The organism is Type-E symbiont of Plautia stali, from assembly GCF_059731115.1.
Genome location: NZ_AP035906.1, coordinates 355180 through 367837, shown reverse-complemented (window position 1 = coordinate 367837; position 12658 = coordinate 355180). Strand labels below are relative to the sequence as shown.

General features: G+C 55.8%; 13 protein-coding genes. 6 read left to right on the top strand and 7 right to left on the bottom strand.

The window, feature by feature from the left end:
* Positions 1 to 49: 49 nt before the first annotated feature.
* From ubiA to AC6I8L_RS01605, 4 genes are all read right to left on the bottom strand, one after another.
* Positions 50 to 916 carry a 4-hydroxybenzoate octaprenyltransferase gene (ubiA, locus tag AC6I8L_RS01620; protein ID WP_200538060.1) on the bottom strand — a complete coding sequence of 289 codons (867 nt, stop codon included), beginning with the start codon at positions 914 to 916 and terminating at the stop codon, positions 50 to 52.
* Positions 917 to 940: 24 nt separating this feature from the next.
* Positions 941 to 1459: a chorismate lyase gene (ubiC, locus tag AC6I8L_RS01615; RefSeq protein ID WP_160868411.1), complete on the bottom strand. Its 519-nt coding sequence runs from the start codon at positions 1457 to 1459 to the stop codon at positions 941 to 943.
* A gap of 90 nt (positions 1460 to 1549) precedes the next feature.
* Positions 1550 to 1960, bottom strand: coding sequence for a phosphate-starvation-inducible protein PsiE (gene psiE, locus AC6I8L_RS01610; protein WP_058960065.1), 411 nt, complete (start codon positions 1958 to 1960; stop codon positions 1550 to 1552).
* 70 nt (positions 1961 to 2030) lie between these two features.
* The gene (locus AC6I8L_RS01605) at positions 2031 to 2729 is read right to left on the bottom strand and encodes a UTRA domain-containing protein (RefSeq protein ID WP_058960064.1); all 699 of its coding nucleotides are present in this window, start codon (positions 2727 to 2729) and stop codon (positions 2031 to 2033) included.
* 223 nt (positions 2730 to 2952) lie between these two features.
* Here AC6I8L_RS01605 and AC6I8L_RS01600 point away from each other — a divergent pair, with 223 nt between their 5' ends.
* From AC6I8L_RS01600 to AC6I8L_RS01575, 6 genes are all read left to right on the top strand, one after another.
* On the top strand, positions 2953 to 4014 hold the full coding sequence (locus AC6I8L_RS01600) for an ABC transporter substrate-binding protein (protein ID WP_058960063.1): 1062 nt from the start codon (positions 2953 to 2955) through the stop codon (positions 4012 to 4014).
* Positions 4015 to 4112: 98 nt separating this feature from the next.
* Positions 4113 to 4922, top strand: coding sequence for an alkaline phosphatase family protein (locus AC6I8L_RS01595; RefSeq protein ID WP_058960062.1), 810 nt, complete (start codon positions 4113 to 4115; stop codon positions 4920 to 4922).
* The gene (locus tag AC6I8L_RS01590) at positions 4922 to 5770 is read left to right on the top strand and encodes an ABC transporter permease (protein WP_058960061.1); all 849 of its coding nucleotides are present in this window, start codon (positions 4922 to 4924) and stop codon (positions 5768 to 5770) included. The genes AC6I8L_RS01595 and AC6I8L_RS01590 overlap by 1 nt, the downstream gene beginning before the upstream one ends.
* A gap of 3 nt (positions 5771 to 5773) precedes the next feature.
* Positions 5774 to 6559, top strand: coding sequence for an ABC transporter permease (locus tag AC6I8L_RS01585; protein ID WP_034826980.1), 786 nt, complete (start codon positions 5774 to 5776; stop codon positions 6557 to 6559).
* 2 nt (positions 6560 to 6561) lie between these two features.
* Positions 6562 to 7554: an ABC transporter ATP-binding protein gene (locus AC6I8L_RS01580; protein ID WP_058960059.1), complete on the top strand. Its 993-nt coding sequence runs from the start codon at positions 6562 to 6564 to the stop codon at positions 7552 to 7554.
* Positions 7555 to 7734: 180 nt separating this feature from the next.
* Positions 7735 to 9360 carry a Na/Pi cotransporter family protein gene (locus AC6I8L_RS01575; RefSeq protein ID WP_058960058.1) on the top strand — a complete coding sequence of 542 codons (1626 nt, stop codon included), beginning with the start codon at positions 7735 to 7737 and terminating at the stop codon, positions 9358 to 9360.
* Positions 9361 to 9528: 168 nt separating this feature from the next.
* Here the strand turns inward: AC6I8L_RS01575 and gntU are convergent, their stop codons facing one another.
* The 3 genes from gntU to gntR all read right to left on the bottom strand — a co-directional run bounded on the left by gntU (position 9529) and on the right by gntR (position 12544).
* Positions 9529 to 10869: a gluconate transporter gene (gntU, locus tag AC6I8L_RS01570; protein ID WP_034826986.1), complete on the bottom strand. Its 1341-nt coding sequence runs from the start codon at positions 10867 to 10869 to the stop codon at positions 9529 to 9531.
* A 2-nt stretch (positions 10870 to 10871) separates the two neighbouring features.
* Positions 10872 to 11408: a gluconokinase gene (gene gntK, locus AC6I8L_RS01565; protein ID WP_034826988.1), complete on the bottom strand. Its 537-nt coding sequence runs from the start codon at positions 11406 to 11408 to the stop codon at positions 10872 to 10874.
* 140 nt (positions 11409 to 11548) lie between these two features.
* The gene (gene gntR, locus AC6I8L_RS01560) at positions 11549 to 12544 is read right to left on the bottom strand and encodes a gluconate operon transcriptional repressor GntR (RefSeq protein WP_479397949.1); all 996 of its coding nucleotides are present in this window, start codon (positions 12542 to 12544) and stop codon (positions 11549 to 11551) included.
* Between the last annotated feature and the right edge of the window lie 114 nt (positions 12545 to 12658).

Below are 12658 nucleotides of genomic sequence, written 5' to 3'. Positions count from 1 at the left end.
AACAGAAAGGCGACCTTCAACGGGTCGCCTTTTTTATGGCAGCAACCCCTTAAAACAGGTCAATAAATGGCTGAGTATTGAGAAGTACGCCGATAAACAGCACCAGACCAACGTAGTTATTATTTAGAAAGGCCTGGAAGCAAGGATCGCGTTCACGTTGAGCAATCAGCTTTTGTTGATACACAAAGAAGCCGCCCGCCACCAGCAGTGACCAGTAAAACGCCCCGTTCAGATGCAACATCAATCCGACTAGCGCCATTAGCCCCAACGTGGCCAACTGCAATAAGCCGATGATCAATTTATCGAAACGTCCGAACAGAATCGCTGTGGATTTCACGCCAATCTTTAGGTCGTCATCACGATCAACCATCGCATATTGCGTGTCGTAAGCCACCGTCCAGCAGATATTCGCGAAGAACACCAGCCAACAAACAAGAGGTAAGGACTCACTAACCGCCGCCCAACCCATTGGAATCGCCCAGCCGAATGCCGCTCCCAATACCACCTGGGGTAAATGGGTGTAGCGCTTCATAAACGGATAGACCCACGCCAGTGCCAGGCCACCAAATGACAGCAAAATCGTCATACGGTTCATGGTCAGCACTAGCGCAAATGCCAGCAACCCGAGCACGACAAACAGGATTTTGGCCTCTTTCTCCGTCACCGCGCCGCTCGCCAGCGGACGCGATGCGGTCCGTTTGACATGACCATCCACCTTACGGTCCGCATAATCATTGATCACGCAGCCCGCGGCACGCATCACAATGACGCCGAGCACGAATACCACCAGCACAGACAAAGGCGGCACCGCCATGCCTGATAACCACAGTGCCCACATGGTGGGCCACAGCAGCAACAGCGTGCCAATCGGTTTATCGATGCGCATCAGGCGCCGATAAGCCTGCCATTTGGTCATGGTTAAGGTTTTTTCCACAATCCTTTATCCTTGATTCAGCGCGCGGTACAACGGCGACGCTGGTAAAAACAGTTCAGTTAGCAGCAGCGGTTTGCCTGATAAACGCAGGCGCGAGCGACGTCCCCACAGATCGTCCACCTGACCGGGATCGATAAAATCGCGGCTCAGCGTCGAGGAGGCGAAAAGATAGCGCCCCAGCGGACGGGTGCCAAGATTTTGCAGCATCTGCTCCGGGCCGTTCAACGTGCTTTCTGGCACCACGGTTCGCCCAATCAACCAGGGTTCACCATCGCCGCACAGCACGATTTCACGTAACCAAAAGCGATCATCGGCGGGCAGGAATTCCGCTTCTGGCGCCATCTCGTCAGCGGTAATAAAGCTTTCGCGGATCAGTTCCACCGTCACCTGCTGGCAATGCTGCTCGAAGCGACGCGTCATGGAGTCTTCCTCCAACAACCAGTCAAGCAGAGGGGGGGAAAGCAAGGGGGAAGTGGCTGGCAGCCAATGCAGTGCGAGTAACTGGCGCAGCGCGTGATGCGACATCAGGACATCTCCGGAGAAAAAGTTGCCCTAGTTTAACGCAGAGAATCGGGCGTGGCACTGCTGGTTGTGCCACGCCAGACAGAAGGGGGATTATTCGCGCTTTAAGCGATTGCTATTGGCTAACCACAGCGTGACCACCAGAATTAAAATCGCCGCTGAATAATAAAGCGTGTCGAACGGGTTTTTATGGTCAACGATAATCAGACGAATGATTGCGGTGATGCCGATATAGATGAAATAACGCAGCGGGAAGTGATAGCCGGACTGGAAGTACTTCACTATCAGCGCGATAAATTCGAAATAGAGAAAATAGATCACGATGCCTTCGATCAGCAGGTAAGAAGACGCCTGCTCACCGGTGCTGAACAGCACATTGGCTAAATGGATTGTCTCTTTGCCAAGAAACACCACCAGGATGATGGCCAACGTCACCAGGCCAATATTCAGAACCCACTGTAATACCGAAGCAATAAGCTGCCCCGGTGCTGATTTTGTTGTCATTTTTGTGCGCCTCAAAGTACGGAAACTCTCTGAGGCTATCATGCTGTAGTGTGATCGAAATCACAATATGCTACACATCAACATCCACACAGAGCGCGTCATAGCGCCAGTACTCGCAGTCACAGTCGATGACCCGTTTGTGTTGATCGCGGTTAATGCGTGTAATGAGTAATCCGGGAGTTCCGCTGGCGACATTGAGTGCAGGTGCCGCGCGCGCAGGAAGCGGGCCGGGCAGAATGGTAAAGCGAGCGCCGCCGTAACGAATGCCATAGCGCTGATCGTAGAGATCGGTAAGTGAGCGGGTGAGGTCTTCCTCTAGCAGGCCGGGAAAAAAGGCCGGATTGAGGTAATGCTCCACGTACAACACCGCGCGCCCATCAATACGTCGCAGGCGTCGAATGCGAAACACGCTATCCCCTTCCAGTAACTGCAAATGTCGTGCAATCACCAGCTGTGCCGGGACTTCCCGTGCCTCAATCACTTCAGTGAGAGCGATGCGCCCTTGCTCGGCGGCCATGGCATGAAAGTGGCTGTGATGGGCCGGGTTATACACCAGCCTGGGTGGGGCGAGAAACCAACCTCGACGCAGTTCACGGTAAATGACGCCCTGCGCTTCCAGTAAGCCCAGCGCCTCACGCAGGGTAATACGCGTGGTGGAATAATGTTCACTTAAACTGCGCTCTGCCGGCAAACGTCCGCTGGTAAATTCACCGTTTTCAATGCGTTCGCTCAGCGCCGCAGCAATCACATCCACCGTTTTCGACGACATTTTTTAGCCTCATTTTGGGGCAATTCTGCACTATGACAGTTCGATGACTACAATATGACAGGCATATCCCACGCTTTTGCGCGCTGTATCCGCATGTGGAGCTACGCGTCACACCACATTTCACCACCATGGTCATAAAACCTTCATCTGATCGGGCTACATTGGCTCGGTTCTTGCTGGACTAGACCAAGACGTCCCACAACTTACACCCGGAGCAACCGAGATGAAAGCGTTTATCTCCTCTGTAGTAGCCAGTGCCGTACTGCTTGCGCTGCCCGCCGCGCACGCCGCCGATAACGACCTTGCCGCGCTGGAAAAAGCCGCGCGTGCTGAGGGCCAGGTCAACAGCGTCGGTATGCCAGACAGCTGGGCGAACTGGAAAGACACATGGAATGACATCAACAGCAAATATGGCCTGAAGCACAGCGATACCGATATGTCATCGGCGCAGGAGCTGGCTAAATTTGATGCAGAGAAAGAGAACGCCAGCGCCGATATCGGTGATGTGGGTGCCGCGTTCGGTCCGGTTGCTGTGACCAAAGGTCTGGCACAACCGTACAAACCAACGCATTGGGATCAGATTCCGAGCTGGGCAAAAGACAGCGATGGAAACTGGATGCTGGCTTACACCGGCACCATCGCCTTCCTGATCGACAAGCAGCAGGTGAAAGATGCACCGCACAGCTGGGCCGATCTGAAGAAAGGTAAGTATGTGGTCACTATCGGTGACGTCGGCGTGGCTGCTCAGGCGGCTAACGGCGTACTGGCGGCCAACTACGCGATGGGCGGTGATGAGAAGAACCTGAAGCCAGCCCTGAAATTCTTTGGCGAGCTGGCTAAAGAAGGCCGTCTGGGCGTGACCGATCCGGTGATTGCCAACATTGAGAAAGGTGAAATTCAGGTTGCCGTGGTATGGGACTTCAACGGTCTGAATTATCGCGATCAGATCGACAAAAACCGCTATGAAGTGGTGATCCCGTCTGATGGCTCCGTGATTTCCGGTTACAGCACCATCATCAACAAATACGCCAAACACCCGAACGCCGCCAAACTGGCGCGTGAATACATCTTCTCTGATGCCGGTCAGATCAACCTGGCGAAAGGTTATGCACGTCCAATCCGCGCTGAGCATTTAACTCTGCCAGCCGATGTGCAAGCCAAACTGCTGCCGCAGTCTGAGTACAAAAATGCCCGCCCGATCAAAGATCAGGCTGCATGGGATAAGAGCTCGAAAATGCTGCCGCGTCTGTGGCAAGAGAACGTGATTATCAATATGAAGCAGTAATTTGCACACACCCTGGCGGCGCGATGTCGCGCATCGATACGCAATACGTTGCGCCGCTAAGCGCAGTGCCCGCAATTTGAATGATGTAAGGAACGGGAATGAAGACAATCCTGGTGGTACTGGATGGCCTGAGCAATCAGGTGGCACAGCATGCGATGGGCTATCTGTTTGCTGAATGCAAACAGGGCAACGGCCAATACTACACGCTGACCTGCGAACTGCCTTCGCTGTCACGTCCGCTGTATGAATGCATTCTGACTGGGATTCCGCCAGTGCAGAGCGGCATTATTCATAACGGCGTCAATCGATTGAGCAATCAGCGCAGCATCTTCCATTACGCCCGCGCCGCCGGTTTAACCACGGCCGCTGCCGCCTATCACTGGGTGAGTGAGCTGTATAACCAATCCCCGTTCAACAATGCGCGTGATCGCCACACCGTCGCCCCCGATTTGCCGATTCAATACGGCCACTTTTACTGGGACGACAGTTATCCGGATTCCCACTTGTTTGAAGATGCCGAGAGCCTGCGTCTGAACCACGATCCGGACTTTTTACTGATTCACCCCATGAATATCGACGATGCCGGGCACAAGCATAGCCTGTCATCGCCACAATATCGCAACCGCGCACGTATGGCCGATGGCTATCTGTCGCAGTGGATGCCCGGCTGGCTCGCTGCGGGCTATCAGGTGATCGTCACCGCCGACCACGGCATGAACGATGACCGCTCGCACGGCGGCATTTTGCCGGAAGAGACGCAGGTGCCGCTGTTTGTGTTTGGTGCGGGCTTCTCCCGTCAGCCCGATCTCGAACCGCAGCAAACTGAACTGTGTGGCATCGTTTGCACGCTGCTGGGCATTGAGCACGATAAACCGGTGTGCCACGGTTTGCTGGCGGAGCCGCGTTAATGAAGGGCAAAACCCTCGCCACGCTATTGCTGCTGCCGTTCGCCTTCTTTTGGGTTGCCTTCCAGCTCGCGCCGCTGCTGTGGATCGCCATCAACAGCTTCTGGAGCGACATGAACGAGCGTTGGGGTATCGATAACTACATCGATATCCTCACTTCACCGTTTTACCTGCAGGCGTTTCGCCTGTCGCTGGATATCTCCATCTGGTCGAGCATTTACGGCCTGCTGATCTCGTTGATTGCCGGCTATTCGCTGCATCAGCCAGGCAGCGGCCGCTTTCAGCGCTTCCTGATGTCGTTTACCAACATGACCAGTAACTTTGCGGGTGTGCCGCTGGCGTTCGCCTTTGTGATTCTGCTGGGCATGAACGGCTGTCTGACGCTGCTGCTGCGCCACTTCGGCATGCTGGAAGGGTTCAAGCTGTTCTCGCGTGACGGCATGGTGCTGGTTTACACCTGGTTCCAGATCCCGCTCGGTATTCTGCTGCTCTATCCGGCGTTTGATGGCTTACGCAAAGATTGGGAAGAGTCAGCCGCACTGCTCGGTGCCAGCCGCTGGCGTTACTGGTGGCATATTGGCTTACCCATCCTGTTCCCGGCGCTGTTAGGGACTTTTGTCATCCTGCTGGCCAATGCGCTGGGTGCTTACGCCACCATTTATGCGCTGACCACCGGTAACTTTAACGTGGTGCCAGTGCGTATTGCGGCGCTGGTGTCGGGTGATATCTCGCTCGATCCGAATACCGGCGGTGCGCTGGCCATGTTGCTGGTGTTCATTATGGCGCTGATTACCGTGGTGCAGCAGTATCTGGTGCGCCGCAGTTATCTCAACGCGAAATCACAGGAGTAGAACGTGTCTCGCGCGGAAAAAATTTATCATCGCCTGATTATCTGGCTGCTGCTGATCATCCTCGCCGCCCCGCTGCTGGCGACGTTGCTGTATGGCATCTCGACTGACTGGAGCGACACCATTCTGCCGCAGGGCTTTACCCTGAAGTGGTTGATTGAGCTGTGGAGCGATCCGCGTTTCCTGACCGCATTGGGCCACTCCTTGCTGATTTGCTTTGGCGCGCTGCTGTTCTCATTAGTGCTGGTGCTGCCTGCGATGTTTGTAATCGCTTACTATTATCCGAAGCTGGATGCGGTGATGAACGTGCTGATTCTGATGCCGTTTGCCGTGCCGCCGGTGGTGTCATCCGTTGGCCTGCTGCAGCTTTATTCCTCGTCGCCGCTGATGATCACCGGCACGCCGTGGATTCTGGTCGGCTGTTACTTCACCATCGCGCTGCCGTTTATTTACCGTGCCATTGCCAACAATATGCAGGCGATCAACCTGAAAGAGCTGATCGATGCGTCTCATCTGCTGGGTGCCAGCACCTGGCAGGCAGCACTGTTTGTGGTGTTGCCGAATCTGCGCAAAGGCGTGTTTATCGCGGTGCTGCTCTCTTTCTCTTTCCTGATAGGTGAGTTTGTGTTCGCTAACCTGTTAGTCGGTACCCGCTATGAAACCTTGCAGGTGTACCTCTACAATATGCGTAACGGCAGCGGCCACTTCACCAGTGCGCTGGTGATCTCTTATTTTGCTGTCGTCCTGCTGGTCACCTGGCTGGCGAATGCCCTCAATCCTGAACGAGGCTGACCATGAGTTATCTGAACGTCACCCAGCTGAACAAAAGCTACGGCCCCACCAGCATCTTTGAAAATATCGATTTCAGCGCCGATGAAGGTGAGTTTGTTACCCTGCTCGGCCCGAGCGGCTGCGGCAAATCAACGCTGCTGCGCTGCATCGCCGGTTTGACCGATGTCGACAGCGGCAAAATTCTGCTGCAGGGCCAGGATATCGTGCCGCTGCCGCCGCAGAAACGCACCATTGGCATGGTGTTCCAGAGCTACGCGCTGTTCCCCAACATGACGGTGGAGAAGAATGTGGCGTTTGGCCTGAAAATGCAGAAACTGCCAGGCGGCGATATTCAGAAACGGGTAATGGAAGCGCTGGCACTGGTCGAGCTGACCGATTTCGCCCGCCGTTATCCGCACCAGCTTTCTGGCGGACAATGCCAGCGTGTTGCCTTAGCGCGCTCGCTGGTGACGCGCCCTCGTTTGCTGTTGCTGGATGAGCCGCTCTCCGCACTGGACGCGCGCATCCGGCGCCATCTGCGTGAACAGATCCGCAACATTCAGCAGGAGCTAAAGCTCACTACCATTTTCGTTACCCACGATCAGGAAGAGGCGCTGACGCTGTCGGATCGCATCGTACTGATGAACCGTGGCAAGATCGTGCAAAACGGCAACGCTGAAGCCCTCTACACGCAGCCAGCCGACCTGTTTGCCGCCGGGTTTATCGGCAACTACAACCTGCTGAGTGCGGAACAGGCAACGCAGCTCACCGGCCAGACATTTACGGGTCAGGTAGCGATTCGACCTGAGTCAATCCGCTTGAGTGCACCGCAGGATGGCATTCCGGCCACTATCCTCAGTCACAGCCTGCTGGGTAACGTGATTCGTTATCGTGTACTGGCGCATGGGGTTGAATTGTCAGTGGATGTGCTGAATCGCAGCGTGGCGGATTTGCACCCTGCTGGCATGCAAATTGGTCTACAGTTAGAGATGTCGACGTTGCGCCAGGTTGCTTAAATTTAAAGAGAAATTGGCAACGCAACGCGGCAGTATTCAGCGTTAATGCAGCCTGTTAATCGTTGTCGCGGCGGCCTTTAGGCTGCCCATGGCCGCACTTCGGTGCGCCCGACACCTCGGTACTCACCCACAGGCTTGCAGTTGGTGCAATGTAAGTCTGAGGATAAGGAACCGCCCGACGTGTTGACCCTGCTCAATCTCTTGTCCGCCGTGGCCCTGCTGGTATGGGGCACGCACATTGTGCGCACCGGCATCATGCGCGTGTACGGCGCCGATTTGCGCCGGGTGCTCAGCCGCAGCGTGGAAAAGAAGCCAATGGCGTTTCTCGCCGGGATTGGCGTCACCGCGCTGGTGCAGAGCAGCAATGCCACCACCCTGCTCGTCACCTCGTTTGTCGCACAGAATCTGGTGAGTCTGACGCCTGCGCTGGTGGTGGTGCTCGGTGCCGATGTCGGTACCGCCATCATGGCGCGTATCCTGACCTTCGATCTCTCCTGGCTATCGCCGCTCTTCATCTTCTTTGGTGTGGTGTTCTTCCTCAGCCGTAAGCAGACGCGGGCCGGACAAATGGGTCGAGCTGCCATTGGCCTTGGCTTAATTCTGTTAGCGCTACAGTTGATCGTGGCCGCTGCTAAACCCATTACCCAGGCGGCGGGCTTGCAGGTGCTGTTCTCCACGCTAACCGGCGATGTCATGCTGGATGCACTGATTGGCGCGGTATTCGCCATCATCAGTTATTCCAGCCTCGCGGCGGTGCTGATCACCGCTACACTGACGGCAGCGGATGTGATTTCCTTCAAAGTGGCGCTCTGTCTGGTGATTGGTGCCAACCTCGGCAGTGGTTTACTAGCGATGATTAACGCCAGTGGCTCAAATGCTGCGGGAAAACGCGTGGCGCTGGGCAGCCTGCTGTTCAAGCTCATCGGCAGTCTGGCGATTTTGCCGTTGGTGAATTACATCGCCGATATCCTTGATAAAATGCCAGTGGATGATGAGGAGTTGGTGATCTTCTTCCACGTGTTCTACAACCTGGTTCGCTGCCTGATTATGGTGCCATTCGCCGAACCGATGGCGCGCTTGTGCCGTCGTATGATCTCCGACGAGCCGGAAACCGATGCGCATCTCCGCCCTAAACATCTCGACCGCAGCGCGCTGGATACCCCTGCGCTGGCATTGGCCAATGCGGCGCGGGAAACCCTGCGTATCGGCGATGTTGTTGAACATATGATGGAGTCCTTCAATAAAGTGGTGCATGGCGAACTGCGTGAAGAGCGCGCGGTGCGGCGTCTGGATGATGATGTCGATGTGCTGTATACCGCCATCAAACTCTATCTGGCGCGCATGCCGAAAGAGGATTTGGCCGAGGAGGATTCGCGCCGCTGGGCCGAGGTCATCGAGATGGCACTCAACCTTGAGCAGGCGGGCGATATCATTGAACGCATGTGTGCGGACGTGGCGGTGAAATCGCTGAACGCCCGTCGGGCATTTTCCCCCGAAGGGCTGGAAGAGCTGAACACATTGCAGGAGCAGGTACTCAACAATCTGCGCCTCAGTTTGTCGGTGTTTCTGTCGAAAGATATCCCCAGCGCGCGCCGACTACGCCGCTCCAAACACCGTTTTCGCATCCTGATTCGCCGTTTCTCACACGCTCACGTCGAGCGCCTGCATCAGAAGAATGTGCAGAGCATCGAAACCAGCTCCCTGCATCTAGGGTTGCTGGGAGATATGAAGCGTCTGAACTCGCTGTTCTGTGCGGTGGCGTATACGGTGCTGGATCAGCCGGATGATGAGCGGGATGAGGATTAACGAACAGCCTGGAATGACTGCGATGATCAACGGCTGCGGGATGCAGCCACATCGTCATACATGCGCGACCAATCGGCTGTGCTATTCGGTCAGGTCGCCATCAATGGCAACCTGCCGTGCGGATAGGTGAATTTTATAGGGTGCGCATTGCGGCGCACCTAAAAATTCTTACGACAGCAGAGTGAACGCGATCATCCCGACAATGGCACCGGTGGTACCCAGAATGGTTTCCATCAGCGTCCAGGTTTTCAGCGTTTCACCTTCCGTTGCACCGGTGAAGCGGCCAAACAGCCAGAAACCGGCATCGTTGACGTGACTAATAATGATGGAGCCACCCCCGATGCAGATCGACAGCGCCGCCAACTGCGCGCCGCTGTAGTGCAGCGGTTCAATCACTGGCATCACCAGGCCCACGGTCGTCAGACAGGCCACGGTCGCCGATCCCTGAATCACACGGATCGCACCGGAAAGGATGAAGCACGCCAGCGCAATCGGCATCCCGGCGCCAGTGAGCGCGTGACCCAATACCGGGCCGACGCCAGAATCCACCAGCACCTGCTTGAACACACCGCCCGCACCGATCACCAGCAGAATAATGCCTGCCGGTTGCAGCGCACTGCCACATACCTGCATCACCTTCTCTTTGTCCATTCCCTGGCGATAGGCCAGACCGTAAATCGCTACCAGACACGCCAGCAGGATCGCCGTAAACGGATGGCCGATAAACTCCAGCCACTCGTAGAGACGTGAATCCGGTGTGGTGAAGCGCGCCCCGATGGTTTTCAGGCCCACCAGCAGCAGCGGGAACAGGATCAGTGCCAGGCTGAAGCCAAACGACGGCAGCTTACCCTCTTCCACTTCTGGCTGATGATCTTCCGGCGGCGCACTGAAACTGACATGGCGGGCAATAAAATTGCCAAACAGCGGACCCGCAATGAGCATACCGGGAATCGCTGCACACAGGCCCAGCAGGATCATCCAGCCAAAGTCCGCGTGCATCTGGGAAGCCAGCAGCATCGGGGCCGGCCCCGGCAGCAGAAACGCCGCAGAGGCCGCCACACCAGCAAACAGTGGAATGACCAACTTCACTAAGTTGCCATGGGTACGACGCGCCACGGCAAAGGCGATGCTGATCAGCAAGACCACCGCTACTTCAAAGAACAGCGGCAGCGCGCAGATCAGCCCGGCAATCCCCATCGCGTAGTGCGCCCGGTTTTCACCAAAGGCTTTCAGCATGCGGATAGCGATTTGATCGACTGCGCCGGTTTCATGCAGGATTTTGCCGAACATCGCGCCTAATGCCACCACGATGGCGAGAAATCCGAGCGTTCCGCCCATGCCTTTTTGCATGGTGTCAGCAATTTTATCCAGTGGCATGCCAGAGAACAGACCGGCACCAATTGAGACTAACATCAGGGCGACAAAGGCGTGCATACGCGCTTTCATCACCAAAAACAGCAGCAGCAGGACGGAGCCTGCTGCGGTTAACACCAGCGTTGCGGTACTCATTACTAACCCTTGTTGGTTGCTTCCTCAATGGTCGCAACCGTGGCCGCAACGACTTCATCCAGTGAATGATTGATATCAACCACCAGTACATCGGGCTCGTCAGCCCCAGGCTCTTGCAAGGTCTCAAACTGCGTCACCAGCATCTGCGGCTTAAAGAAGTGACCTTTACGTGCTTTCAGACGCGATTCGATGGTTTCGAAATCGCCCTTCAGATAGATGAATTTCAGGTTTTGGTTGCCCTGTCGCAGGATGTCGCGGTAGGACTTTTTCAGCGCAGAGCAGACGATAATCGAAATAGCCTGGGTGCGCTGCATGGCGAAGGCGGCATCATTCAGCGCCTGCAGCCACGGCTGGCGATCGTTATCATCCAGCGGATGACCGTCGGCCATTTTCATGATGTTGCTACGCGGATGCAGGAAATCGCCATCCAGAAATGCCGTGCTCAACTGATGAGAAACCTGATTAGCGACGGCAGACTTTCCGCTGCCGGAAACGCCCATCAGGATAAAGACGTGGTGCGATGGAGATGGCGTGGTCATGGTTTTGCGCTCCGGCAGGTTGACTGCCAATGTTACCGATAACAAATTTGATTATCATTGTCGGAGCCCACTGCGGGACTGGCAACCCTTGTTAGGTGGAAAAGCACGAAAGTGTGAACTGACTCAAATAATCGCCAAAATCAGATGCTGCCACCTTCTGCAATTTCAAACCCGACATCCAGCGGCTCGGTCACGCTGCGGTCGCCGCCGATGCGCGCCAGCAGCATCGCAGCCGATTCGCGTCCCATGCGCTCACGCGGGGTCAGCACCGTGGCCAGGCGCGGCGTCACCACCTGCGTAATATCGTGGCCGTGGAATCCGGCAATCGCCATTTGCTCAGGTACGTTTAACCCCTGACGCTGGCACTCAAACATCGCGCCGACCGCCAGGTCATCGTTGGTACAAAACAGGCTGTCGGTTTCGGGATAGCGTTTCTGCGCCTCACGCAGCAGCTGCGCGCCGGCACTAAAGGAGGAAGCATCTTCCATCATCACACTGTGCGGGGTGAGCCCGGCTTCACGCATCGCCTTTTCGTAGCCCTGCTGTTTTTGCAGAGTACGTTCATCCAGACGCGCGCCAAGGTAAACGGTGTGGCGGTGGCCTTTTTTCAGAATAGCATGCGTCATCTGGCGCGCCGCTTCGACGTTATCGAAGCCCACCGCCATATCGAGGCACGGCGTCACCGAATCCATCATCTCAATCACCGGAATGCCGGCCACTTCCAGCATGCGCAGCGTGCCGGGCGTGTGGGTGCGTTCGGTCAGGATAACGCCATCGATGTTCCAGCCCAGTAACGAACGCAGCTGTAGCTCCTCTTTATCAGCGTTATAGCCAAAGTGCGCCACCAGCGTTTGATAACCGGCCTCATCCGTCACGGTTTCAATACCGCGTAACACATCGGCGAACACCTGGTTGGTGAGCGAGGGCAACAGTACGCCGATAGCGCGACTGGTCGCATTAGAGAGCATATCGGGGGCACGATTGGGGATATAACCGAGTTCATCCAGTGCGACGGCGATCTTATCGCGCAGCGCCGCAGAGACCTGATCGGGGTTTCGCAGGTAGCGACTGACGGTCATTTTTGTGATGCCGACGCGATCGGCAACGTCCTGTAGTACCGGCCTTTTTTTCTTCATCGTATGCGCCTGAGGTCAGAGATACGATGAGTCTATCATTTTTTTGTCAATTTCAGGCTTTGCGGAAAACCGAGGATTCACCCGCTGACTTAACCCGCTTCAATGCGCAGCCTG

Bases quoted from the DNA above. Each gene is read 5' to 3' on its own strand.
- AC6I8L_RS01595 (WP_058960062.1), top strand. From the start codon at position 4,113: ATGAAGACAATCCTGGTGGTACTGGATGGCCTGAGCAATCAGGTGGCA.
- AC6I8L_RS01600 (WP_058960063.1), top strand. From the start codon at position 2,953: ATGAAAGCGTTTATCTCCTCTGTAGTAGCCAGTGCCGTACTGCTTGCG.
- AC6I8L_RS01590 (WP_058960061.1), top strand. From the start codon at position 4,922: ATGAAGGGCAAAACCCTCGCCACGCTATTGCTGCTGCCGTTCGCCTTC.
- ubiC (WP_160868411.1), bottom strand. From the start codon at position 1,459: ATGTCGCATCACGCGCTGCGCCAGTTACTCGCACTGCATTGGCTGCCA.
- gntR (WP_479397949.1), bottom strand. From the start codon at position 12,544: ATGAAGAAAAAAAGGCCGGTACTACAGGACGTTGCCGATCGCGTCGGC.
- AC6I8L_RS01605 (WP_058960064.1), bottom strand. From the start codon at position 2,729: ATGTCGTCGAAAACGGTGGATGTGATTGCTGCGGCGCTGAGCGAACGC.
- AC6I8L_RS01580 (WP_058960059.1), top strand. From the start codon at position 6,562: ATGAGTTATCTGAACGTCACCCAGCTGAACAAAAGCTACGGCCCCACC.
- gntU (WP_034826986.1), bottom strand. From the start codon at position 10,869: ATGAGTACCGCAACGCTGGTGTTAACCGCAGCAGGCTCCGTCCTGCTG.
- ubiA (WP_200538060.1), bottom strand. From the start codon at position 916: ATGACCAAATGGCAGGCTTATCGGCGCCTGATGCGCATCGATAAACCG.
- psiE (WP_058960065.1), bottom strand. From the start codon at position 1,960: ATGACAACAAAATCAGCACCGGGGCAGCTTATTGCTTCGGTATTACAG.
- gntK (WP_034826988.1), bottom strand. From the start codon at position 11,408: ATGACCACGCCATCTCCATCGCACCACGTCTTTATCCTGATGGGCGTT.